This window comes from Brevibacillus reuszeri (genome assembly GCF_001187725.1).
GTDB classification, from domain to species: domain Bacteria; phylum Bacillota; class Bacilli; order Brevibacillales; family Brevibacillaceae; genus Brevibacillus; species Brevibacillus reuszeri.
Map to the genome: position 1 here is coordinate 82,145 of NZ_LGIQ01000016.1, position 25,331 is coordinate 107,475.

General features: G+C 49.9%; 21 protein-coding genes and 1 pseudogene. 11 read left to right on the plus strand and 11 right to left on the minus strand.

The genetic code is table 11. The features are described from left to right. Window positions 1–227: 227 nt before the first annotated feature. The 9 genes from ADS79_RS30985 (at window position 228) to ADS79_RS31025 (ending at window position 9,926) form a co-directional block, all read left to right on the plus strand. The gene (locus tag ADS79_RS30985; RefSeq protein WP_049742342.1) at window positions 228–1,286 is read left to right on the plus strand and encodes an ArsR/SmtB family transcription factor; all 1,059 of its coding nucleotides are present in this window, start codon (window positions 228–230) and stop codon (window positions 1,284–1,286) included. After that, entirely contained in the window at window positions 1,273–2,520 is a 1,248-nt protein-coding gene (locus ADS79_RS30990; RefSeq protein ID WP_049742343.1) for an MFS transporter, read from the plus strand. The genes ADS79_RS30985 and ADS79_RS30990 overlap by 14 nt, the downstream gene beginning before the upstream one ends. Window positions 2,521–2,589: 69 nt before the next feature. Further along, window positions 2,590–3,528, plus strand: coding sequence for an AAA family ATPase (locus tag ADS79_RS30995; RefSeq protein ID WP_049742344.1), 939 nt, complete (start codon window positions 2,590–2,592; stop codon window positions 3,526–3,528). A 3-nt stretch (window positions 3,529–3,531) separates the two neighbouring features. Then, window positions 3,532–4,722, plus strand: a complete 1,191-nt coding sequence (locus ADS79_RS31000; protein WP_049742345.1) for a DUF58 domain-containing protein — start codon at window positions 3,532–3,534, stop codon at window positions 4,720–4,722. Continuing rightward, window positions 4,719–6,056: a DUF4129 domain-containing protein gene (locus ADS79_RS31005; RefSeq protein WP_236700162.1), complete on the plus strand. Its 1,338-nt coding sequence runs from the start codon at window positions 4,719–4,721 to the stop codon at window positions 6,054–6,056. The genes ADS79_RS31000 and ADS79_RS31005 overlap by 4 nt, the downstream gene beginning before the upstream one ends. Window positions 6,057–6,224: 168 nt before the next feature. After that, the gene (locus ADS79_RS31010) at window positions 6,225–7,301 is read left to right on the plus strand and encodes an ArsR/SmtB family transcription factor (RefSeq protein WP_049742346.1); all 1,077 of its coding nucleotides are present in this window, start codon (window positions 6,225–6,227) and stop codon (window positions 7,299–7,301) included. A 1-nt stretch (window position 7,302) separates the two neighbouring features. Continuing rightward, window positions 7,303–8,112 (plus strand): ABC transporter permease, encoded by an 810-nt coding sequence (locus ADS79_RS31015; RefSeq protein WP_049742347.1) that lies wholly within the window; start codon window positions 7,303–7,305, stop codon window positions 8,110–8,112. 15 nt (window positions 8,113–8,127) lie between these two features. Next, on the plus strand, window positions 8,128–9,114 hold the full coding sequence (locus ADS79_RS31020; RefSeq protein ID WP_049742348.1) for an ABC transporter ATP-binding protein: 987 nt from the start codon (window positions 8,128–8,130) through the stop codon (window positions 9,112–9,114). Beyond that, window positions 9,111–9,926, plus strand: a complete 816-nt coding sequence (locus ADS79_RS31025) for an ABC transporter permease (protein ID WP_049742349.1) — start codon at window positions 9,111–9,113, stop codon at window positions 9,924–9,926. Before ADS79_RS31020 ends, ADS79_RS31025 begins: the two co-directional genes overlap by 4 nt. A 74-nt stretch (window positions 9,927–10,000) precedes the next feature. Here ADS79_RS31025 and ADS79_RS31030 read toward each other — a convergent pair. The 6 genes and pseudogenes from ADS79_RS31030 to ADS79_RS31055 all read right to left on the minus strand — a co-directional run. Then, window positions 10,001–10,561: pseudogene (locus tag ADS79_RS31030) on the minus strand (M24 family metallopeptidase); the annotation flags it as partial. Between the two features lie 60 nt (window positions 10,562–10,621). After that, window positions 10,622–11,386, minus strand: coding sequence for an HAD-IIB family hydrolase (locus ADS79_RS31035; protein ID WP_049742350.1), 765 nt, complete (start codon window positions 11,384–11,386; stop codon window positions 10,622–10,624). Window positions 11,387–11,502: 116 nt separating this feature from the next. Next, entirely contained in the window at window positions 11,503–12,882 is a 1,380-nt protein-coding gene (gene pdxR / locus ADS79_RS31040; RefSeq protein WP_049742351.1) for a MocR-like pyridoxine biosynthesis transcription factor PdxR, read from the minus strand. A 120-nt stretch (window positions 12,883–13,002) separates the two neighbouring features. Continuing rightward, window positions 13,003–14,031, minus strand: a complete 1,029-nt coding sequence (locus ADS79_RS31045) for an NADH:flavin oxidoreductase/NADH oxidase (protein WP_049742352.1) — start codon at window positions 14,029–14,031, stop codon at window positions 13,003–13,005. A 138-nt stretch (window positions 14,032–14,169) separates the two neighbouring features. Next, window positions 14,170–15,273 (minus strand): citrate synthase/methylcitrate synthase, encoded by a 1,104-nt coding sequence (locus ADS79_RS31050; protein WP_049742353.1) that lies wholly within the window; start codon window positions 15,271–15,273, stop codon window positions 14,170–14,172. A gap of 105 nt (window positions 15,274–15,378) precedes the next feature. Beyond that, complete coding sequence (locus tag ADS79_RS31055; RefSeq protein ID WP_049742354.1) at window positions 15,379–16,293, minus strand: LysR family transcriptional regulator; 915 nt, start codon at window positions 16,291–16,293, stop codon at window positions 15,379–15,381. Between the two features lie 188 nt (window positions 16,294–16,481). On the opposite strand from ADS79_RS31055, the gene ADS79_RS31060 reads away from it, so the two are divergent. Next, complete coding sequence (locus ADS79_RS31060; RefSeq protein ID WP_049742355.1) at window positions 16,482–18,125, plus strand: DUF6583 family protein; 1,644 nt, start codon at window positions 16,482–16,484, stop codon at window positions 18,123–18,125. 77 nt (window positions 18,126–18,202) lie between these two features. Here ADS79_RS31060 and ADS79_RS31065 read toward each other — a convergent pair whose 3' ends face one another. The 3 genes from ADS79_RS31065 to ADS79_RS31075 form a co-directional block, all read right to left on the minus strand. Beyond that, entirely contained in the window at window positions 18,203–18,637 is a 435-nt protein-coding gene (locus tag ADS79_RS31065; RefSeq protein ID WP_049742356.1) for a metal-dependent hydrolase, read from the minus strand. 77 nt (window positions 18,638–18,714) lie between these two features. Continuing rightward, window positions 18,715–19,089: a hypothetical protein gene (locus tag ADS79_RS31070; RefSeq protein ID WP_049742357.1), complete on the minus strand. Its 375-nt coding sequence runs from the start codon at window positions 19,087–19,089 to the stop codon at window positions 18,715–18,717. Between the two features lie 82 nt (window positions 19,090–19,171). Then, window positions 19,172–20,980, minus strand: coding sequence for an SgrR family transcriptional regulator (locus ADS79_RS31075; protein ID WP_049742358.1), 1,809 nt, complete (start codon window positions 20,978–20,980; stop codon window positions 19,172–19,174). A gap of 40 nt (window positions 20,981–21,020) precedes the next feature. On the opposite strand from ADS79_RS31075, the gene ADS79_RS31080 reads away from it, so the two are divergent. Next, window positions 21,021–22,325: an MFS transporter gene (locus tag ADS79_RS31080; RefSeq protein ID WP_084766149.1), complete on the plus strand. Its 1,305-nt coding sequence runs from the start codon at window positions 21,021–21,023 to the stop codon at window positions 22,323–22,325. Between the two features lie 61 nt (window positions 22,326–22,386). Here ADS79_RS31080 and ADS79_RS31085 read toward each other — a convergent pair whose 3' ends face one another. Beyond that, entirely contained in the window at window positions 22,387–24,075 is a 1,689-nt protein-coding gene (locus tag ADS79_RS31085) for a methyl-accepting chemotaxis protein (RefSeq protein WP_049742360.1), read from the minus strand. Window positions 24,076–24,297: 222 nt separating this feature from the next. Then, window positions 24,298–25,329, minus strand: coding sequence for an NAD-dependent epimerase/dehydratase family protein (locus ADS79_RS31090; protein ID WP_049742361.1), 1,032 nt, complete (start codon window positions 25,327–25,329; stop codon window positions 24,298–24,300). Window positions 25,330–25,331 lie beyond the last annotated feature (2 nt).

A 25,331-nucleotide genomic window follows, 5' to 3' on the forward strand; every position in this document is an offset into this window, starting at 1 on the left:
AAATCAAAAAATATAAAGTAATCGTACTTCACCTGCGTACACAAAGACAATGTGTGAAAAATGTCGAATAATAAGACTCCACACCTCCTGTTGAATAAAAACCCTCTTGTTTAGAGCATTCGATGCTTTCCTCCCAAAGCTGCAAATCTACAAATTCGAAAATAATTGAATACATCATTCGAATATTTTATAATTCTCTTATATCGATTTGGAAAGGAAATCCAATCATGAATATCCTGAACATTGGTAGTGAACGTACCACCTATCATGTCGAGCTGGCTTTTTCCCCACTCTTTGAAGCCGCTCTCGGCATTGCAGCCGTTACATACGATGATATTCGACCAACTCTGGAACAACCGGCAGAATACTGGGAGCAGCTGGTAAAAGAGCTTGATCCCGCCGTACAGCGCGAATTGGACTACGCTAAGCAATACAATACGTGGAAAACGTTGCTGCAATTACTCCACCAGCGTTCGTTTGCTGATTTGTCATCCTTTCTTTCCTACATCACAGAATTATCCCCCGCGGAGCTGCGCTACCAAGCACTTCCCTACCTGGGTGATGAGCTGCAAATCGTCCGTCATCAGGCTGCAAGCGGAAAGAAATCCGCGATACTTGCCTTGCAGAACGCCTGCTCTTCCCACCTCTTTTTCCCGGCCTATATTGCTCATATCGCCTACGTGGAGCAGGAGACCTTACGCAATCATTTGCTACTCCTGATGAAAGGCTGGTATGACGCACACATCAAGCCGCGACAAACTGACATCAACCGCATCCTGGAGCGTGACTTCACGTATAAAAAAGCCATGCGGGACAAGCTCTCTGCCGAAGCCTTCGTCGAATGGGCGACGCATGGCAGCTATCCGCCAGAGCCAGCCATCACCCGTGTATTGCTGATCCCGCACGTCATTTACCGCCCCTGGACCATTCACGCAAACGACGTGGGGACCAAAATTTTCTACTATCCGGTAGCAGACGACAGCCTGCATGACAGCACAGATCCATACCGTCCTCCACAGACTCTGGTGCAGACATTAAAAGTGTTGGGAGATGAGCACCGCCTGCGTCTGGTCAAAATGCTGTCAGAAAAAGAATTGAGCCTGCAAGAACTGACAGAACGACTAGGTGGAGCCAAATCGACAGTGCACCACCACCTGTCCTTGCTGCGCTCCGCATACTTAGTCGAGAGCAAAGAAAATAAATACAGATTAAAGCGCGAAGCATTGGATAAAATGCCTGCTCTGCTGCAACAATTTTTGGGGGACCGAGCTGATGAAGGGCACTGAGCAATCCGTTTCTGTTTGGCGCTTGCGCTCGTATCGCCTGATTTTGTTCGGTCAACTCATCTCGGAGCTAGGGGCTTCACTTGGCACATTAGCCTCTAGCTGGCTGATCTACCAAGCAACAGGCTCCGAGGCTGCTGTCGGCGGAATGTGGCTCCTTTACTTCCTGCCTTCCCTCGCCTTACAGCTCATCATCGGTCCTTATCTCGATCGTTTCGACAAAAAGCGAGTCATGGTCTTTTCACAATGGGTGAGAAGCGGCGCTTTTGGGCTGGCCGTTGGGGCCATTCTTATCCAGCCGGATGCGTTATGGCCGTTGTATCTCATCTCCTTGATCAATGGCTTGATCCAACCGCTCTACGTTCCTGCCAGTCAGTCACTGTTGCCCTCCCTTGTTCATAGTGATAGCCTGGTGAAGGCAAATGCCTATTTAGACAGCGCCTTGCGAATCGCCATGATCACTGGTCCACCTCTGGGCGGGCTGCTTGTAGCATGGATCGGGGGTACAGCTGTCATCGCCTTGGTGGCGTTCAGCTACGCTCTGAGTGGCGGACTTTTACTCATGTGTCAAAGCAATCCGGTAGCGGCTCGTCCCACACAGTCATGGCTTGCCATGTTTCGCGAGGGACTGGCTGTATTTTCCGAAAAGCCGCTTCTGCTCTGGCTCAGTATTTATGCCGCCCTCGTTCAATTCGCTGTCGGCATTACACTCGTTCTCAACCTACCGTATATAACGGCTGAGCTGCATGGGTCGTCCTTTCACGTTGGACTGTTTCTCGCCGGGTACCCTTTTGGCTATTTGTTTGGCTCTCTCGTTGTTCCCCGAATGAGTGGACGATTCGAGCAGCACATCATCATGTTAGGCTCGCTTGCGATTGGAGGCGCTACGTTTATTGCGCTGGGCTTTACGCACAATTTGTGGCTGGCGATTGGGATCGAAATCCTGTCCGGTCTGTTTGCTCCCTTTTTTCATGTGCATAGTACCAGCCTGTATCAACGTTTTGTACCTGCTCATCTGATGGGACGCGTGTTTTCTGTCAGACTGTTGATCCTACGTGCAACCATGCCACTCGGAATATGGACAGGTGGGCAGCTCGGTGATTCGCTAGGGCCTCGTCCGCTCTTTATGTGGATGGGCGCCCTGATCGTAGGAGCTTCCTTATTCGGACTTCTTTTTCAAAAATTTGCAAAAAAATCTGCATTGCAGAAAATAGATGAAGGAACGGGCGCTTTTTAATAGAAGATTTTTAGACGGTACAGAAGTTTTTCACAGCCTTTCATCTCAATTATCTAAAGGAGAATTATGATGGCTCATCCTTCCCTGGATTCACTGCTTGCTACAATCAACCAAGTCATTGTCGGAAAAGAAAAACAAATCCGTTTGCTCGTAACCGCACTTTTGGCTCGTGGTCATGTCCTTCTCGAGGATTTGCCCGGCATGGGGAAAACCGTACTCGCCAAAACGTTGGCTCAAGCGATTGGTGGCAGCTATAATCGTCTGCAATTCACTGCTGATTTATTGCCCTCCGATGTCGTAGGGCTGCATGTTTTCAACCAGCGCACAAGCGAGTTCGAGCTGCGCAAAGGACCCGTATTTGCTGATGTTCTGCTCGCAGACGAAATCAATCGGGCTACTCCTCGTACCCAATCCGGACTTCTGGAGTGCATGGAGGAGCGCCAGGTGACGATTGAAGGAATCACCTTGCCCCTGCCAGAGGCCATGCTGGTGATCGCTACCCAAAATCCGATTGAATCGGAAGGAACTTATCCGCTGCCAGAAGCGCAGCTGGACCGTTTCTTGTTCAGGCTCTCACTCGGCTATGGTACACGCGCGGATTCCAAAGAGATCTTGAAGAGGTTCCGCAGCGAGTCTCCTCTCGAACAAGTCTCGCCTGTCATCACCGTGGAACAAATTGCTGCCCTGCAAAAGGAAGTCGCGGCTGTCCATGTTAGTCAGGCCGTGGAAGAATATGTGATCGATCTGACAGAAGCTACACGCAACCATCGCTCTGTAGAGGTTGGCATCAGTCCTCGCGCTATGCTCGCCCTCGTGCGTTCTGCTCAAGCCTTTGCTTTTGTATCGGGGCGTTCTTACGTGTTGCCAGACGATGTCAAAGCGGTGTTCCCGAGTCTCGCCACCCATCGCATCCACCTATCCATTGAGGCAGAGCTGCATGTAACCGAGCAGGAAGTGGTCGAGCAAATTTTGACGAGTGTGCCAGCCCCGGTGGAAGAAAGCGTGTAGCACATGAACACGAAGCAAACGTTTCATGTCATCGGTTTTCTCCTGTTGCTTTTCGCCCTGTTTTCCGGCAGCTGGTTTCTTTGGCTGTTTGGCGGCATCTTCTTTTTCATGCCTGCACTGCAAGGCTGGTGGCTGTCCTCTATGTCCAAATGGGTGAAGCTGGACTGGACATACGATCAACATCGGGTCATGCCAGGAACAGCCGTCCATGTAACTGTACGCCTGCACAACCATTCGTGGCTGCCTCTACCGGCAACCTGGATTCGTTTTTCACTGCCTGAGCATGTCTCAGTAGAAGGAGCGGACGAGGTAAAAATCAGCAATCAAAGGACGGTCGTTCGGCTTCGCTTTGATCTCCCCATGCGACAGAGCGCGGCGCGCAATCTCACGCTGATTCCGCATAAGCGCGGCACCGTATGGTTGAATGAGGCAGCTTCCGAATCCCTGCCGCTGTTTGGAGATGAACGCAGCGATCTGACTCTCCCGCTTTCCTTTTCCCTGCTCGTCTATCCGTTGCCGCTCCCCCTTCCTGCATTTGTGCTGGACGAGACGGAGCCGGACGGAGCCAGACTCTCACGGCAACGGCAGCAGGACGATGTTACGTTTCAGCGTGGTGTGAGGCCGTATCTTCCCGGCGACCGCATGAAGCACGTTCACTGGAAAGCGACAGCAAAGACAGGTTCACTGGAGACACGATTGTTCGAGCATACAGCTCAACCAAACTGGCGAATTGTCGGCCATATTCTGCCTTCATATGAACCGATGCAACAACGGCACAATGACGTGGTCAATGAACGCACGATCTCCTGTCTCGCCGCGCTCTCTGTCCTATGCAGAAAAAAATCGTACGGCTACGAGCTGTTCCTTACACTAAGACAGCGGGGACGCGAGCACTACCATTTGCCCGCAGGCGGTGGCAAAAACCATCACTTGCATGTGATGACACAGCTTGCCCAGATGCACCACTACGTCACTTCGCCACTAGCTCATCTGCTGCGCCGTCTCGAGGACAGCCCGGCCCGTGAAGCGATCCTGCTCGTCACACCTCGGTTGGATGATGAAACACACGCCTCCATCGAACGCTTGCTTCGACGTGGTCATCATGTAGCGCTGCTCGACGTATCCGAAGAACAAGCAGTGCTTCGCCGTTTTGAAGCAATGCGACCGACCCGGCAAAGGAGGGTGATGTCATGATGACACTCTCAACCGTAGGCCGCTGGACGCTCGCTTTTTGGCTGGAAGCCCTGCTCATTGGCAGTTGCTTAACACTGCTCGGCTGGTTGTCAGCCGGCCTTTCTCCCTTGCTTGCTTTTACCGTCATCTCCCTGCTGCTTCTAGTAGCTGGCAGCTGGCTCTATCAGGGGGGCGGGCGCAGTCTGCTTCTGCATCTGCTGCTCTACCCGACCGTCTTGGGAGTCGGACTGTTCAGCTATTACATGTTCGGCTCCTGGCTGATCGCTTTGCTATTGGCAGGTCTCTATTATTGGCGAATTCACTCTGTTTCGGCTGACGGCATCGGACACGCGAATTTACAGCGACGATTTGTACTCGCTCTGATGGTTTGCCTGATGCAGCTGGTCGTAGCTGGAGTGTATGGTTCCGTTGCCCATCCTGACACCTTTGATCCCGGCGTCTATTACGAGATGCTGACGCTCATCCTTGGCAGCTTTCTCCTCGTCTCCATGGGAGCGTATGTGTTGCGGGAGGAATCTTTACCCGTCCGCTTGTCTGCGAAAATAAGGATGACACTTGGTGGTCAGGTGCTCGGCTCACGTCTACTTTTGATCGCCCTCTATCTAGCAGGTGGTTCTGCCCTGCTCGGTCTGCTGCAGCTGCTCTGGTCATGGCTAAAAGGCCCCATCGGCTCCGCCCTTTATTTCTTGCTGGTGCCTTTGCTCAAGGTGTTGACGGAATGGATGGAAGGCTTGTCTGAGAAAATGGGAAAAGACCGGCGCGTGACGGATTTACTCAACAATCAAGGGCAAGGGGAAGAAATGCCACATGAACAAGTCAACGCTGGCGAACCCCTAATCTCCATGTTGGAGCCTTATTTAATCGCGGCTGTCATTCTCGTTTTTCTGATCCTGCTTGGCAGATACATGTGGAAGCGGCGTTATCAGGCAATACAAGAGAGCAAAAAGGAAGCCGTAACGGCCTCTCCTACCGTCTATACCCCTGTCTCCTCTGTTCCCGATCAGGACGATACCTCATGGGATGTTGCCAAATGGTTTAAAAAACCGATAGGACCAGCCGAGGAGCCTGCTCGCTATGCCTATTTTCAGTTTTTGCAGGAAATGGCCAAGCAAGGCTTTACTATCCATCGTCATGAGACCAGTCAGGAATTTTTGCGTCGCATTCAGAGACATCCGTTGCCGAATCCGAATCGACTGGAGCTTGCTTCCCGAATTACTGGCTACTACGAGCAGTATCGTTATCAGGAGCAATCGCTTCGTGACACTGATCTGGAAGCCATGCAGGAGGCTGTGCAAGCATTACGTTCCATTTCGCCGCCACCAACAGAGACATAGCCTGATCACTCCACAACCGTGCGCTTTTTATAGCCGCGGTTGTTTTTCTTTCCTTGACATCCTGAACAGCATCCTGCATAATCTCTTCACTTTTGCCTACTCCGAAAATGAATTCACCAAATGGTTAATCAAGAAAATCACACTGTGAAACGAAAGGAGGAAATCATTGTGCAAGATTTGTCACTCTGGCTCCAAAAGCATCTCTCGATCACCTACGTACCCGGTCATGAATTTTTTCTCAGCCTGCACGTACTCGAAAATCCTGAGCACCATGTCACACGACTGGAATGGGCAAAGAAAATGCTAGCTGCCCTTCCGCGTCCACTCATCGAAGGGCTGCATTACTTCTCCGCCATGTCATCCAAATTTCTCGACATTATGGATGTCCTGGTGCCATCGGAAGAGATGTACCAGCACTCCGTCGAAGCAGGTCTGGAACGAATACAGGCATTGGACGCCAGTGAGTTTGCCGAAGCGATGATCGGTCCCGTCTATCATCCGCAGCAAATCAACCATTGGCTGCAAGGAAGAGTCGATGATGGCTTTGAACAGCTCAAGCCAGAGCATCGGGAGCTTTTGCGCCACCCTCTGTCGACCAAGCGGGCATTCCTGGAATTTTGCTACGATTACCTCCCTTACTTCCAGGCCGAGGAGCGTAGAATCGAGCCATGGCTTGTCAGTGCGGTACTTGAAGCACAAGAGAAGATCGCTACAGATCCAATTCGCTTCTTATCCCAGGTGCACCCTCGTTTGCATGTCTATGAAGATGCCCTTCATTTTCACAAGGCCAAAACGTATACCTTTGCCTATCAGCAGCTCGCCCATATTCAACTGCGTGTCTCTACCTTTGTCTCGCCCCATCTCTTGCTTGGCATTTACGGTGATCACATCAGTGTAGGATTCCCCGTCGATGTCCCGGGGACGACAGCCAAGTCAGCCATTCCCGCTGATTTTATTACCAAGATGAAAGTATTCGGCGATCCCACCCGAACCGCGATCCTCAAGACACTGCTTGACCACCCTTACTGTACACAGCAACTCGCAGACTTGCATGGGATTAGTGAGCCGGCTGTGAACAAGCATCTGAAGCTTTTGGTTGATGCCGGATTCGTCTGGAGTGAACGCCGGGGACGCTATGTATTTTACCGCGGGATTACAGCCCGTTTGGAGCAGCTGGCAGTCGATCTGCACGAGTTCATTGATATGCCTGCACCTGGAATTGATCTATCCGATTGGAGGAACTGACATGCTGCAAGTTGCCAAGGCCACCTTTATCCGCAATACGCTGGTGATGCTGCGCGCCTACCCGTGGTCATTTGTCATCGGTCACATTTTATCTGGCGTGTATACAGTGCTGTTTGCCTTTTTTGCCTATCACTATGTCTTTGCCGGGCAACTGGATGAGCGTTTCGTTCAGCTATCCGGCTCATCCGACTATCTGTCCTATGCCATTTTGGGAGGCGCCTTCTATGCTTTTGCCGTATCGACCCTGATGAATGTCAGCCGTTCGCTGATTACCGAGCTGCGCGAAGGAACGCTAGAGGCGCTCCTCCTCACTCCCTCCCCTCGGCGGGGGTACTTTTTGGGTAATGTCTGTCAGCAGATCATGCGCACCGTGTTTGAATTTTCGGTCATCCTCGTTGTCGGGGCTGTTTTTGGCCTGACACTGGCGAACACCAACATATGGAGCGCCGTACTGGTTTGGGTCCTGTCTACCGTCGCCTTTTTCTGTCAGGCACTGGTGCTCGGCAGTCTGATGCTTCGTTTTCGGGATACGTATATCACGCAAAATACGCTGTTTGTCATCATGGCATTCGTCTCGGGTGTGACGTTTCCCATTCCTTATCTGCCGGAATGGCTTCATCCGCTCGGACAAATCATGCCACTCGCGCCAGCGCTCGATGCGTTCCGCCAGTGCGTGATTCAAGGGAAGCCGCTTCTCTCTGTTTCACCACAGCTCTTTCATATGGCGGGACTGTCAGGGATCTATCTCCTTATCGGGACATGGGGCATCCGCCGAATGGAAAAACGCGTCGTAGAATCTATTTTTGGCTAAAAGGAGGCCGACATCATGCTCATCGTGGAAAACGTACGAAAAGTGTATCGGGTGAAGGAGAGAAAGGGATGGCTTTTGCAAAAATGGACGGAAGTGGAGGCCGTCTCTGACCTTTCCTTTCGAATGGAGCCAGGAAAAATCATCGGACTTCTGGGAATAAACGGTGCGGGGAAAACAACGACGATCAAGATGTGCTCTACTCTGCTTACCCCAACGAGTGGTTCTATTACGGTGGACGGCTATGACGCTGTGCGAGATGACCGATTTGTGAAGTCCAAGGTAAACATGATCGCCGGGGGTGAGCGGATGTTGTATTGGCGTCTGACCGGAAGGGAAAATTTGCAGTACTTTGGTAGTCTCTACGGTCTTCGTGGCAAAAGCTTGCAGCACAGAATCGACACCCTGCTGCTACAGGTCGGACTCATGGAAGCCGCCGATACCCCTGTCGAGCGCTATTCCAAAGGCATGAAGCAGCGCCTGCAAATCGCACGCGGCCTGATCAATGACCCCCGCTATTTGTTTCTCGATGAGCCTACGCTCGGACTCGATGCCCCGATTGCCCGGCAATTGCGCAAGCATGTAAAAGAGCTGGCTTTAGAACAAGGAAAAGCGATTCTGTTAACCAGCCACTATATTCACGAGGTCGAGGAGCTTTGCGACGAGGTGTACATCATTGACAAAGGAAAGCTGGTCGCACATGATACCCCGGCGAATCTGACCCAATCGCTGAATCTCGAAACAACCTTGCATGTCATCATTCCTGCGCTTTCTGACTCGCTCGATTACGATTTGCGCCAGCTTGCCCTGCGGTATGGAGGTCAACGCCAAATTGCAGAAACAGACGAACAGACATGGGAAATCACCCTTCGCGGGGAAAATGACATGACAACACCTTTGCTTTCCCTGTTAGCTACTCACGACTCCCCTGTACTGCGTCTACATACCGAGCAGCCATCACTCGAGGATGTCATCCTGCACATGGCAGATCGGAGGGGAGCATGAAACAGCTGTCGAGCTACCTTTGGGCGGAAATCAAAAAAGAACACCGCCATTCGTTTCACAGCAAAATGATCTATTTCAGTCTATTGGTGTGGCCTGTAATCATGTTCGTGACGGCTTACTATTCCTTTGCCCCGTTTCGCATGGGGCCTGACTCGCCGCTTGCCCGGTTCGTTGCCGCCGATCAGCTGCCGCTGTTTTTACTGACGGGTTACCTCGGGTATATCTTTTATTGGTGTCTGGTTCAGTCTGCGTGGCAAATGAGCTTTGAGCGGCAAGCAGGCACAATGGAAATGATTTTTATCAGCCCGGTCAACCGACTCGCTTTTTTATATGGGCGCTCACTTTCCTCGCTTGTAGAAGGTGTTTGGCTGTTCTTCTGCTTCGTCCTCTTGGCGCTCATCTTCGTTGGCGGGATTCATCCAAGCGGCTGGTGGGCACCTCTGTTGGCCTTTGTCATCCTGATCGTCTCGGCTGTCATCTGGGGTGGATTTCTCTCCGTTCTGTTTCTGTTTTCCCGTGACGCAAGCTTTCTTTATACGGTGCTGGATGAACCGATGCTGATTTTTTCAGGAGTTCGCCTGCCACCGTTGGCGTTTCCTCTGTGGGCCAAGGTCATTTCCTTTTGCTTCCCCCTGACCTACGCCTTGCAGCTTGTTCGGGGCCTATTGATGGAGGGGGAAACGCTGCTGGCACTTACTCCGAAAATCGGACTCTTGGCGACTGTCTTGCTGGTGCTTGTCATTGCTACGATCCTTTTGTTAAAGCAAGCCGAAAAGCATATGAAAGAAACGGGCAATATGGTGATGTATTAAAAGCCTTGGTTTGAACGGAATTTTCCCGCTGTCGAGGTTCGATTGCTGCCACAGGAAACGTGGTGGCTATAAGACTAGTCAACAGTCAACAGCTTTTCCACAAACCCGCCGATTTCCCGCTCACGATCAACAAAATGTACCTCCAGGATCCAATCTCGCGGATTCCCTTTCTGATCCGGGTCTCTCATCGGCTTATGGTTATCGGGATGAATATAGTTAATGATATCCTCCCCCTGAATTTTCTCATGAGGGAATTCACCGATGAGATGACCTGCATGAGGGCCGCCGAACTCCCAACCATGCTCCTTGGCAACCTCGCACATGTAGTTGAAAGGCTCGCTGCTCGTAATATCCGGCTTGGACTCAAAATATGCCTTGCCCAGGTCCCACGCCTTTTCGATATCATCGCGCAGCTTGATTTTTACCGGATCATTCCCCAGCACGTACGTCCACCCCAGGTCAGCTTCCCAATCCTCAAAAATCGGCCCAAAGTCAAGAAACACAATGTCTTCAGAAGATACAGTCAGATCAGGCGGGTTTTCCCTGTATGGATACAGCGTGTTTCGTCCCGCTCGTACAATGCGCTTGTGCCAATACTTTTTGATGCCAAATAATTGGAAAGCCAAATCGTAAATTCAGTGCTTGATGTCTTTTGGCTAAAGATTGGTTCATCTGTGATCCCCTCCTGGAAAGTATTACGTGTGGGCCAGCTTGTACGCTACCTCCAATTCCTGCAATTTGGAAATAATGGATTCTTCTACCTGATTATCTACTACAATCTGTTCCTTTGCCCACGGCAACAGCGGCTCGTAGCCACCGATCAAAACGGAGTGCTGCGCTTCTTTAAACATCGGCAGATCATTCATGTCGTTTCCAAAACAAATGAAAGACTCCTTGGAGATGCCAAATCGGTGCAGGGCAGCCATTTTGTTTACTCCTTTATACGTCAAATCGAGAATGCCCTCAGCGGAATGATAATGCACGGTGACATCCAGTTCTTTGACTCTCGCAGACAGATCATCAAAGCAATCGCTCGACAAAATGACGATTTTCAGGATTTGATCCAGTTGATCAAAATCTACGCGACTGGCTGAGCGCTTCTGATCGATATTTTGCAAAAAAGGATGCACAGTGTCGCAGTTATGGGCGTAATCCCACTTATCATCAATCAAATAGATCGCGCGATGCTCCTCAAGGATGTTGATAATTTCCTGAGCCAACTGATTCGGGATCGGAACATGGCTCTGCAGGCTTCCCCGATGATGTGTCATCGCCCCATTCGCACCAATCAAAAGGTGGTTCCTGAATCTCTCGTCCAGAACAGGCAGCATATCCCGGCACGGTCTTGCTGACGCAAACCCCACCGTATGACCAGCCTGTTCCAAATCAAGCAAGCAATCGAGTATGCGCGTTGAAATCGGCTGACCTTTAAAACAAATTGTCCCATCCAAATCAAAAATAAATGCATCGCTTTCTCCACCATTTCTTTGTCGGTTTCCTGTTCATCGTAATGGAAACTCCACTCCTCTATGAAGGGACAGATTGTACAGAATGAATGGGACAGACTAGCCATTCGTTACCCGAACCAAGCTTCCGCCAGCAACCGGACCCCTTCCTGAATGTCCTGCTGACTCAGCGCACCATACCCTAATAAAACGGTCGGATACTCATGTACTCCACGAAACCAGTATCTGGCGGTTCCATATACTTTCACGCCACGCTTGTAGGCAAGCTCCATCAGCTCTGCTTCTGCGCATTTTCTTTTCACGGTCAAAAAGGCGTGCAGTCCTGTGTCCTTCCCCTCCATCTCGACTTGCCCCGGCATGTAGGACGAGATAGCTTGGAGAAACGCCTTTCGCTTTTCCGCATAATTTTTTCGCATATACTGTACATGCTTATGCCAGTATCCTTCAGACAAATATGCAGACAGCGTCAGTTGATCGAGCCTTGAGACAGGCTGATCGTACTCGGACACCCGCTGGTGAAAGCAGGCTAGCAGCTCATAGGGCAAAACCATGTAGCTTACGTTTACAAGTGGAAGCAATGCCTTGGAGAGTCGCCCGATATAGATGACTTTTTGTGGAGCCATGCTCTGTATGGAAGGGATGTAGCTCTCCTGATATTTAAATTCCCACTCATAGTCATCCTCCATGAGGTATGCATGGGAGTCGAGCCACTTGACCAATTCGGTTCTTTTTTCAAGCGACATCGTCATTTTATGGATGAATTGCTGGGATGGGCTTACATACATCGCATTTGCCCCGCTTTTTTCCAGATCCTTGATAGAAACTCCGTCTACATCAAGAGAAATTCCCTGTACGCGGTAGCCACCATGTAAAAATGTATTTCTCGCACCGTCATAGCCCGGATTTTCTACGCCAATGAAATGCCGGTCTCTGTCCAAAATTTGAGTGAGAAGAGAGACAAGCTGCTGCGGAGTGGCTCCGACAATGATCTGTTCCGGTGTGCAGATGATTCCCCTCGCTTCGTGCAATAGCTTCGCCAGCTCTTTTCGCAGGATGTACTCGCCCTGGGACAGTCCCTCTACCATGTAATGCTGCTGATGATAGGCGATCACTTTGTTTCGCAGCTTATTCCACTGATGAAAAGGAAAGGTGCCCAGCTCAATATTCCCGTACCGAAAGTCGAAGCGCACATCTGGCAGACGTGGTTCTGCTCCCCTCTTGTCATGCTGCTTGGAGGGTGCTTCTGCGAGATAAACAACCTGGTAGCCTTTCTTTGGAATACTTTTGACATACCCCTCTGACACCAAAAGCTGATACGCCACTTCTACCGTATTTTTGCTTACTCCAAGCGACCTGGCGCAGCTTCGGATGGAAGGAAGAAACTCCTCGTACGGCAGTTGATTAGACAAGATTTCATCCTTTAAAAAATGATAGATTTGGGTAAAGAGTGGTTCTTGGTCAGTAAAACGAATGGCAGACAGCTCTTTCAATGAACTGGGACCTCCTTCCAGTGAGTTTTTGTTTTAGTCTACCACATAACGAAGGGGCCACTGTTCAGTCCTTTGCAGACCAAACAGTGCCCCTCCGATCACCAACGCTATTGATTCTAATTAAAATGCGCGCGAATACTGCTTAGGCGGCTCTAGCTCATCCGCAGAAAGTGCTTTGATCGCATGCAGCGCCCAATAAGGATCACGCAGCATTCCACGACCTACCGCGACCAAATCTGTATCCCCGTTTCCGAGCGAGGCTTCTGCCAGATTCGGATCATCGAGGTTTCCTACTGCGATTACCGGAACATCCAGCGCCTGCTTGATCGCGCGAGCCAGCGGCACCTGATAGCCAGGATGAACACCCGGACGTCCTGCTGATCCAATCGGACCCTCTCCACCGCTGGACAGATGGAAAATGTCGATGCCTGCCTCTTTATATCGACGGCAGAGCTCTGTACTATACTGCAGACCATAACCGCCATCGACATACTCCAAGGCAGATACACGCATGATCAACGGCATGTCTGCTGGGATGACCTTTTTGATCGCCTGAATGATTTCGACGCCAAACAACGCCTTGTCCTGTCCGTACTCATCCTCTCTTTGATTCGTGAGCGGGGAGTGGAACTGATGAATCAAGTATCCATGCGCACCGTGAATCTCAATCGTATCCACACCTGCTTCTACTGCACGACGTGCCGACTCGGCAAACTTGACCACCATCTGCTTGACTTCTTCTGTCGTCAAAGCACGCGGCGTTTTGTAACGAGATCCTGGAAAAGCAATCGCAGATGAAGATACCGGAACCTCTGCGTCCTCTGCTTTTCGTCCGGCGTGGGCAATTTGAATCCCGATTTTCGTACCGTATTTATGTACCTCGGAGATGATGCGAGCATAGGCTGGAATCTGTTCGTCCGACCACAAGCCCAAATCACCATTGGAAATGCGTCCATCTGGCTCGACATCCGTCATCTCCATGATAATCAGTCCGGTTCCCCCCACAGCACGGGAAACATAGTGAACAAAATGCCAATCCGTTGGCGTGCCATCGTGTGCCTCTACCGAATATTGGCACATAGGCGGCATGACGATACGATTTTTCAAAGTCAATCCTTTGAATTGAAACGGGGTAGCCAACAAAGCCATTTGCTCCACTCCTTACTTTTTTTCACTATCATCCCAAAAGTTAGCTCGTTCTGCAATGCCTAGTTGCACTTTCTTCCCCAAACAAAACAAAAAGCTATCCATGGGAACGGATAGCCTTTGTTCAATCGCTCGTATCTATTATTCCGGCATGGTGCCGATGTAATTCGACTGTGGACGGATGATGCGGTTTTTGGCTGCTTGCTCCAGTACGTGAGCGCTCCAGCCTACAACCCGGCTGACTGCAAACGTCGGGGTAAACAGATTGTCGTCCAGCCCTACCGCACGCATAACGGCTGCGGCAAAAAACTCTACGTTTGTATTCAGCTTGCGACCTGGCTTGTATTCCTCCAGGAGCTGCAGCCCTACCTTTTCTACATGTGTGGCCAGATCGAACCACGGATCGTTTGCAGACAGCTCGGATGCTACAACACGCAGTGCAGTAGCGCGTGGATCGATTGTTTTATAGACGCGATGTCCGAAGCCCATCAGACGTCCGCCGCTCTCCAGCTTGTTGCGCAGCCACGGTTCTGCATTCTCCTTTGTGCCGATGGCTTCGATCATCTCGGTCACTTCGGACGGAGCGCCACCGTGCAGCGGCCCTTTCAACGTGCCAATTGCCGCAGAGATAGCGGAAATCAGGTCTGACTCAGTCGAGGTTACGACACGTCCAGCAAACGTGGAAGCATTCATGCCGTGCTCCTGCGTCAAAATCAGGTACGCATCCAGTGCGCGAACATGTGCAGGATTTGGCTGCTCACCTTTTAGCATGTACAAGTAGTTGGCGGTATGATCCAGCTCGGCATTTGGTGCCACTGGTTCATGTCCCTCCAAACAGGCAAAACGATAGGCAACAATCGTCGGCATTTTCGCAGCCAATGAAATAACCTCGTCGATGCTCGGTGGCCAGCTTTGCGCAGAGCTGCCCAGCGCTGAAACACCTGTACGCAATACACTCATCATATCTACATCAGCCGGGATTAGCTTGAGAATGCCTTTTACATGCTCAGGAAGCTCCCGGTTTGCTTTCAGCTTGTCCTTCAGTGTCGCTAGCTCCTGATCGCTTGGCAGATGTCCAAACCAGAGCAGGTGCGCAACCTCTTCAAACGTATGGTGAATCGCCAGATCGCGCGCCCAATGCCCGCGGTACACAAGCAATCCATTAATGCCATCCACGAGGCTCAAATCAGTTTCTGCTACGGCGATACCATCCAGTCCAATTGCTAATGTATGTTGTTTTGTCATGATCGCCACTCCTTTTCCGTCTCTTTTTCTTTCAGTATAGTAATTTGCAAATACAAAAGGAAATAAAATAAAACCAGTCAATCGATTATGTTTTATAATTAATTATCAGGAACGCCCGCTGTTCTGTACAGGATGCATAGGTGGGTACAATACTTGCAAAACTTCAACAAAACGCTGGGCCGGTTCGCTTATTCCGCCCTTCGGTACGAGCAGATAGGAAGCCACACTCGGCAATTGCAAGCCGGGTGTCGGTAATTCGATAAAGCGATTTTCAAACAGCTCTCGCGTCACCGCCGAACGGGGCAAAAAGGACACACCTAATCCGTCCTCAATGAATCGCTTCGTAATATCCACCTGTGAAACAGCCATCGTTCGCAAAAACAGTCCTCGTTGACGCAACAGCAGCAGCAGCTCATCCCAATACCCCGGGTGGTTATGGGTCAAAAGCCGATTGGACTGTACCTCCGCCTCCCAATCGGGCAATGGCGCTTCCATATCTCCACCACTGTGAGGAACCGCAAATACGATGGGATCTTCATACAGCATGAAGGTCGTCAGCTGAAACTCTCCCGGTACAATCCGCGTCAAGCCCAGGTCTGCCTGTCCACTCTGAACAAGCGGCCCGATGTCTACGGAGTCCACAATCTTAATGGAAATATCGACGTCAGGATACAGCTTGGTATAACGATGCAGCAAATGCGAAAACTTGGCGCGCGCAATGATTGGCGACACAGCCAGCTGCAGCTTCTCCCGATAGCCCTGCCTCCACGCCTGCAAATCCTCTATCCCGTTATGCCATTGCTCCAGCAGCCCTTTTGCATGAGGCAAGTATCGCTTCCCTGCGGCTGTCAGACGCACACGCTTGCCCACCCGCTCGAACAGGTCAATTCCCAATTCTTTTTCCAGTTGCCGGATATGCTGACTGACAGTAGGTTGAGCAATATATAATGCCTCTGCTGTCTGATGGAAATTCTCCGTTTGAGCCGCCATCATAAACGTTTGCAGCACACGAAAGTCCACAAAGATTCCCCCTTTTCTTATTGCTCATGATGATGATGAAACTTCTCTTTTTGGGTCTTTCTTCCTCATTTTTGAAAATTTTTACTGGAAACCCCTTTCATGACTCTTCCATGTGGTACAATACGAAATCGAGTGCAAAAACCTTTTGGAATCGCACTTCACACAGAGAGAGATTAGGGGAGGAAAACATGGAAACCACACCGAGCTTGAACACGCCGCGTAAAAGCATGAAGAAAACGCTTCTGATTGCCGGGGCGGCAGTTGTTGTTGTGCTAGGAGGATTAGGGACCGCCTACGCCAAATTCGATTTGTTTAAAAGCGCAAAATCTGTTTACCTGCAATCTGAAGCAGAAAGCATGATGAAATTTTCTGCGGATGCATCCAAGGCATATGGAGAATATGAGGCTTATATGAAGCCTTATTTAGAAAAGCCTGTTCATTCTACGACTGAGCTGAGCGAAATCACTGTAGATGCGACCATCCCTGACCCGCAAGCTCAAAAAATTCTTGATATGCTCAAAAGCGCCAAGCTCGTCATGCAAAGCAACATCGATGAGCAAAAGAATCAACAATCCGGAAATTTTGAGGTTCATCTCCAGGATAAAAAACTCGCAACAATCGAGTATTTCCTTAACGATACGCTGATGGGCTTCCGTCTGCCAGAGTTTTATTCTAAGTATGGCTATATCGACTTGAAAGATCGTGATGCTGTCAAAGAAAAATTGGGTGAAGAGCTGCCGAAGCGATTCCTCACTTATCGCGACCTGTATACAGCTGTTGCCATTAAGGAAGATGAAGTAAAAAGCATCGTGACCCCTTATGCCATGCTGTACGCAAGCAATATTAAGGACAGCCAGGTAACGATGAACAAAGAAGCTTCTTTCTCTGAAGAGGGTTTGCAAGCCAATGTTCGTGAGCTTACCGTTACGTTTAACCAAGAAGAAGCGACAACTCTCGTGAAGCAATTGGCTGAAAAGGCAAAAGCAGACGAAAAGCTGTTCGATCTGATCTACTCCCGCTATCACAACGTATCGACATTGATGAAAGACAGCGGTTATCCAGTCGAGGAAATTTCCAAAGACGAGTTCAAGAAAAACTACGATAAAAGCTTCGACGACCTGCTCGCTGACATCACCCAGACCGACAAAAACAGCAAGGATCAAATCAAAATGGTAGTACTGGTAGACGGTGATCACCAGATCCTGTCCCGTAAGCTGATTGTGAACGAAGACAACAAGGACGACACAATCTGGACCAGTGTTGCCTACAGCAAGGGAGCGGATACGTACTATCGTTATACGTTAAACGCCCCTGAAGAAGGGAAAGAAGGAGAACTGTCCTTCACCTACAAAGCAACCGAGCAAAATGGTAAAAAAGCAGGGAAAGTCGATATTCTCATAAAAGAAACGAAAGACCCTGTGCTCGACTTCTCCACCACTTTCGAAGTAACGAAACAAGACAAGAAAGAAACGGGCGTTTACGACTTTAAACTCGTTGCAGAAGATGAGTATTCTGCACAGCCGATTACGCTCTCCGGTAATGTGACTCTGTCCGAGACAGCAACCGAAAATGGCCGTGATTCAGAGGGCAGTATCAAGTTCAACTTTGATAATCCTACACCTGATATGCCAAAAGGCGTAAGCATGAAGCTGAAATCCAAGCAGGAATTCGGCAAAGCACTGGAGATTCCAGCTATGTCCGAAGCAAATGCAATCAATCTGGCAACCATCACTGACCAGCAGATGATGGAGATCCAGCAGGAAGCAGGAATGGCTTTGGAAAAATTCATGGCGGAAAACGAAGCGTTGGTTCAACAATTCATGATGCCATAATAGCACGTCTACAGCAAAGAGCCCCGTCCACCAAGACGGGGTTCTTTCATTTTCTGCCTATCATATCGAACTTTTTGTTATTGGTAGCCTGTGTACACAATGTAGCCAAGCGCCGCATAAAAAACGATTTGGTCTATTGCACTGTACATTCTTTTGGAAAGCGGGATACCAATCCAGCCAAACCTAAGTGGCCAAAATAACTGAATACGTCCCACCAGCATGTCACTGATCAGATGAGACAATATTCCCCATAATGCAGCCATAGCCGCAGGTGAATTCCCAAACAGGAGCGAGGGAACCAGCAAAATGACCCATGAATGTGTGATCGTGCGATGACCAAATCCTTTTTGGACAGCACGTGATACAGGTTTGGCCAGATTCCCAAGCTTGCTTCTTGCTTGATCAATGTCAGGCAGCAATGCCATTGTAGCTCCAATCACGCTCCCCTTCCAGGAGGGATAAGCGTAGTAGCCGGCGATTGCGCCCAGCACCAGATGCGTTTTCCACAACATTTGCCTTTCACACCGACTTTCTTCTGTTTATTCTGAGGAGCTTGTACACGTTGGTGGAATGGCGTAGAATGACCAGACTAGCCGGACAGTTCCGAATCGCTTTGCGGCATGAAGCTGGCCGGGTCCAGTCCCTCGCCTTCGATTATGATCGCAGTCATACCAGTCTCACTGCCTGACTCATGCCCTTCCCCTGTTATCCAAAAAGCAGCCTGGCCAGGACCGACCGCAATCCGCTTACGATCCTCGCCGCAGACCCAGCCCTTCCCGTTCACCACGAGGAACAGCTGTGGACACACTGCCGGATGATAACCAACTACCCCTGCTTCTCCTACATGAATGCACCCGATCTGCACCGAGCCAGGTGTGCGCATGACGCGAGAAATCGTAGAATTGACTGATTCAAAACGGTCAATCGATTTGCCTGCCAGTTGATCAAAACGGAATAGCTGCATATTCTCCCCTCCGCTACGAAACGCTGAACTACCATCTTAACGTAATCTACATACCAATTAACAGACTCTCTCCTCTGAAACTTTACTGCTTGAACCAAATATTTTTGTATTCTACCAGCCCCAGCGCATTGAGTGACACGCCTGCCAGTGCAGAATGATACGCAGATTGCTGCAAGGAATGGAATACAAACAGTACAGCATGCTGCTCGCGAAGCAATTCTTCTATATGACGAAGACGCTCTCGCCGCCCCTCTTTCTCCTGTTCCTGCATGAATAAATCCAGCTCTGCATCCATCCGCGTCCGTGTAGCTGCGTCCCACATGATTCGCACAAAGCTGGCGTCAGATTTGTACAATTCCAGCAATCCCAGCTCCCACTGCTCATCGAATACTTCGCCAGAGAAAACCATGTCTGCCTGGAGCAATACCTCCGGCTTTCTCAGTTCTTCAATCGGAAGCACAGTGACGTCGAACAGTAATCCGTATTGCGCAAAATGCTGCTGCAGCCACCCCGCATTATTTTCGTTTCCCGCTCCCTCGTATGTAAAAAGACGGATTCGTTCATCCTTGTTGATACTTTTTTGCAGAACTTTCAGCGCTTCTTGCAGCTCCATAGGAGCGTCTATAGGCGAGACCGCTTTTTCATCGGGCAAAAAACCATAGGCAGGGACGTGCCGATTCCCTCCCAAGTCTGCTATCATTTTCTCCCGATCCAGCAGGCGATGGATCGCATGTCGAACCTCTTTTTTTTGAAGCGGTCCCGTGCGATTTAAATTAACGGCTAGATAGGTAGAGCCTCTCTCGATCCGTTCTAGCCCTGTCCATTTTTCCATCGGCTCCAGTGTCTTCCAAAACGTCTGGAAGTGCACCTCTCCCTCACTAGAGAAATAATTCTCCCGCAGGCTGTTCTGAGGCACTACCCAGATTTCTACCCGATCCAAGTGTGCTCTGCCGAGAAAATAGGTAGGAACAGCCTCCAGAATAAACATTTGCTCATCGTTTCTGACTAATCGAAAGGGACCGCTACCTACTGGCAGCCTGGTGAACTCTGCGCCTTTCTGGGCGACGATCTCGCTGGGAAGGATCGACATACGATCCGATGCCAAAAAGGAGAGCAGCATATGGTTCGGGCGTTTGAGCGTAATTACTACTGTTGTATCTTTAACAGCCATGATTCGCTCCACTTCCGCAAGCATATAGAGATAGGGCGATCCTGTCTTCGGATCAGCTATCCGTTGAAACGTCCAAACGACATCATGCGCAGTCAGCTCACGGCCGTGATGAAACAGGACCCCTTTTCGCAAATAAAACGTCCATTCCGTTCCGCTCTCGTCAGCTTCCCAGTGATGAGCCAGATGCGGTAAAAAAGCTTCTTGCAGCTCGTCATAACGAATGAGTGTATCAAATATTTGATTGACCATGTGTGATTCTGTCCGTCTGCCTACAAAAGGAGGGTCCAGAGCGGGAATCGTTCTGTAAAAGGACATCCGCAGCGTATCACGCGTACGCTTCTCTATCTCCTCCGTGCGAAATCCGAACTGCCCTGACAGCCAATCCAGAAAGCGTTCTTTGGCCCGAAGCGGAGTCATGGGTTCACCTAAAAGGCGCATCGCCTTATCCAGATCACCCTGTGCGACATGTGCTTTGGCGATAGACACAACCACTTGCTCCACACTTCGTAAAAATACGATTCGGGATACGTTTCCTCTGCCCCTGCCGGGCATCCATTCGATCCACTCCTGTTCTGCCAGCTGCTTTATAATCATCTTGGCATTACGGATCGTACAGAAAAAAACAGCTGCCAATTCAGCCAATGTAACCTCTTGTTGCTCATTTTCTTGCCTGCCTACAAAATGCTGGCGTAGGTGCAAGTAATGCTGGGCAATCAGCATGTAGGGGTTCACCTCTTTTTAAAAGGGGAAGTCATTTACAATATACTCTACCCTTTTTCTTCCCCTTTTCCTAGCTACAATAAAGACGAAGAAGGAGGTTTCTTACATGTCCCTAGCAAAAACACCCCCTGCGATGAAACCGGGTATATCCACTAACCAATCCATTTGGCGTAACCGACCGTTTCTCGTCCTCTTTTTCACCTCTACCTTTCTTGCTTGTGGAGCAAAGGTGTATGAATTGGCATTGCCGCTCCTCTTGTACGATATGACACAATCTCCAGTCACGATGACGACGATGAAAAGCATTGAGTTTTTGCCGAATTTGCTTTTGGCCATGTTCATTGGCGTGCTGGTGGATCGCTTCTCCAAAAAACGGTGGTCCCAGTGGATGGTATTTGGTCAAATGGTGCTTTTGTTTTCGCTCTACGGGCTGACAGAAACGGGTCATGCTCAAGTCATCCATTACTACATTGCGGGCTTTCTGCTCATGGCTTTCAACTATGGCTTCAACAATGCACGCGTCAGCATGATCAAGCAAGTGGTTCCAACCCCTTTACTCACCTCAGCCAATGCCCGTTTTTCTTTCATGAGCACCTTTATTGAAATTATGGGCCCTGCAATCACCGGATTTATCCTGCTGTTGTCCAGCCTGCACTCCGGACTGCTCATCACCGGAATTGCCTATTTGCTCGCTTGGATCGCTATTTCTCTTTTGGAACGCACTGATGTTTCTGTGCAGGCAACGGGCGGTTTTTGGCAGGAATTCAAAGCTGGCTGGAAAGAGCTGCTTGGCAACCGTCCTCTCTGGCTGATTACACTGCTCGTGATTTTTCTCAATGCCACATCCGGGATGTACGATGCGATGATTATTTTCTTTGCGAAGGATCATTTGAAGCTGGAAAACTCCGAGCTGGGACTCGTGCTATCCGTTGCGGGAGTGGGCGGGCTGCTCGGCAGCTCTGTGGTAGCAAAGCTGCGCCGACGCTTTCCGATCGGTAAAATCATGGGGATGACGATCCTGCTGCTCGGTCTTTCCTATTTTCTCATGGTGTTTGCTTCGAGTGCGTGGGTGCTTTGCCTTTCTCTGTTTCTTACAGGACTCATCAGCACGATTGAAAGCATCTGTATCTGGACGTTTCGCCAGGAGACTACGCCCGCTCATATGATTGGCAGGATTAGCGGAATCACCGGGTCTATTTTCAAGCTCGGGATTGTTTTCTCCATTTATGGGTCTGGGTGGATGACAGTCTGGCTTGGTCCTTGGGTCGTGTTTCTGACTGCCGCAGTGGGGAATGTGGTGATTTTTTTCGTGTATCGAAGGCTTTCGTTGTGGAGACTCGGGTAAAAAGACAAGCAAGCCTCAAGCAGCAATGTTGTTCACGCTGCTCGAGGCTTTTGGCATTTGTTTATGCTTTGAAGCGGCCAATTGATTTTTCCAGATCCTCCGCCAGCTTGGCAAGTGAAGCCGCAGAGGTGTGAATTTCTTGCATGGACGCAAGCTGTTCTTCTGTTGCTGCCGACACATCCAATGTACGTGAGACTGCTGACTGCGTCACAGACGATATAACCTGCATGGAGTGGGCTACTTTCTGCGTACTGTCTGTCAGTGTGCGGGATGCTGCCGATACATCCTCTACGTCTTTGGCCACCCCGGAAACCGCTTCGCGAATGTGAGAGAATACCTCTCCTGCCTGGACGACGCCTCCCATCCCGACAGTCACCTCTTGTGCCCCTTTTTCCATGGACAAAACGGCTTCGAGCGTTTCCTTTTGAATGACTTCGACCAGTTGCGTGATTTCTTGGGCAGATGAGGAAGCCTGTTCAGCCAGCTTTCTTACTTCATCGGCTACAACAGCGAAGCCTCTGCCCTGTTCTCCGGCCCGCGCCGCTTCGATCGCGGCATTGAGTGCGAGCAAATTGGTCTGTCCCGCGATTTGGGTAATGACCTCCACGATTTGCACAATCTGTCCGGAGCGTTCCCCTAATCCACTCATCAAATGGGTCAGACGCTTCATTGTGTCCTCGACATGATTGATCTGGACGACAGCTTGCTGGATTGTCTGATTGCCCTCACCAGCCAGCCTCGAAGTACGATTCGCTGTGTCCGTAACGGTTTGTGCACGAGTCGATATTTGCCCGATACGTTCTGCCATCTCTTCTACTTCCTGATGACTTTCCTCTACATTTTGCGCTTGTCGCTCTGTACCCGCAGCCATTTCTTGTATCGTTTGCGCGATCTGCTCCGTTGCCTTACTTGTTTGCTCCGAGCCCGCTGTCAATTGCTCCGCAGAGGCTGCCACTTGTTCTGCATGTCCTCTGATTTGCAGGATGAGCTGACGCAAATTGTCCAGCATCCGGTTGAATGACTGGGCCAGCATCCCGATCTCGTCCTTGGATGAAACGTTCAGCTCCTGGGTCAAATCTCCGTTGCCGTCTGCAATCGCCTGTAATTGTTTGTTTACACGCTGCAGCGGCAATACAATGGTACGTACCAAATAAAAGCCAAAGACAATGGCAAGCAAAATGCCCACAACGCTAAAGGAGATTTGAATCATCGTGGAGACCGCTTGCTGATCGGCTAGATCTGCCTCAGCTGCTTTCTTTTCCGCGCCTACATCTTCTACCAAACGACCGACGACCGCGTCCATCTCTTTTCTCGACTGACGTTCCTTGCCAAAGTGCTGAGCAATTGCCTGATCATGATTTTGCCTATGGTAAGCATCCACTGCAAGATTGCTTGCTTCCAAATACGCGGTATACAACTGTTCGGCTTGTCCTAAAAGCTCACGCTGCTGCTCGGACAGCTTTTGATAGCTTTCTAGGTTTTGAAACAGGGCCTGAAGCTTCTCCGCCTTTTCTTTCATCTCTAGGGTGTATTCTTCCTTGCCCGTAAGCAAATAAGCGCGTGTATCATTACTTCTGCCAGCCAATATGAACTGCATCTCTCGCAGGCTGATCAAAAGCTCCTCGTCCTCGATCATCTCTGAGTATGAGCTGGTAAGTGATTTTGTTTGCAAATACATATACGTGCCTGAGCTGAACATGGCAGCGAGAATTACACTGAAGGCTAAGATAAATTTTGCTCTGATTTTCAATTCGCAACCCCCTAGTTGTCGAAAGATATGTATTCATCGCGAATATTGTCGAAACGATACACTTTCTCTTTCCCTGTCCCCCTTTGATTCAAACCAAATTGCGACGCAGAAAAACCTCGCACGATGTACGAGGCTTACTGTTCATTTGCATATCCTACGTGAAATCACACAGCCAGTCAATAACGGATGGTTACGGTATTTCTCAAAAGTGAGATCAGATTTTTATTCTCCAAACCGTGGTCCAATGCCTAGCTTTGTTATAAGCTCATCTTCTTCGGTATAATTGATCATCTTTTGAACCCCTTCCGGAGGATGCGCGATTTCCCACTCGATGGTTCTACGTATGGCTTCGTTGGCAGTGAGCGTTTCCTGATAACCCAGCTCTCGCCTGATTTTTCCTGTATCCAGGCAGATGTGCTGACGGTTATTGATCTGTGGTACGAGATGAACAGGCAAGTCTGTAGCAGGGACACTGATTACTTCTCCCTGCCAGTCGATTTGTGCCGCGATTCTCTCGATCCATTGCTTCATCGTCAGGCAATCAGGCTCCGCCACATGATAAATCTGACCTTTGGCCACATCAAGCGTAGCTGCCAGAAGTATGGCCTCTGCTATATCTTCTACGTAGCCGCGTGCCCAGCTCCATGAGGCAAAGCCCTCTTCTATGAGAATCATTTTTCTGCCATCACGCATTTGCTGTAAATAAGGGTATAAACGATGCTGGTAATCACCTGGACCGTACACCATCGGCAGACGTACAATCGTACCTGGCAAATGCTTGTGACCCATCACGACCTCTTCAACCAACACTTTGTCATAATCACTTCGGTCTTCACGTCCGCCACGGAATGGGTACCGATTTTGGCAGAGAGGGGATTTTTCTGTGAGCGGTCCTGCTTCTACGGGGCCTGTTTCTATTCCATTTACTCGTCCAAAGGCGCGATATACATCACAGCTGCTTATCGCTACCACTCGTCCGGCCAAATCTTGAAATGTCTCCATTAGTAAGTGAGCATCTGCTTCTGTGTAAGGAAACAAATCAATGACTACGTCAGGAGAAAATGAATGGAATGCTTCTCGATACTCCCCCAGCCTGGAGCGATTGCCTTGGATCGTGACCATTCCTTCTGGCAGAGAGGCTTCACCTGATGAAAGCCTCCGATTAAAAATCGCTAGCTCATGCCCGTCTTGTGCTAGTCTTTTTACCACATGCGGCCCAATAAATCGTGTCCCGCCCAACAAGAGGATTCTCATCT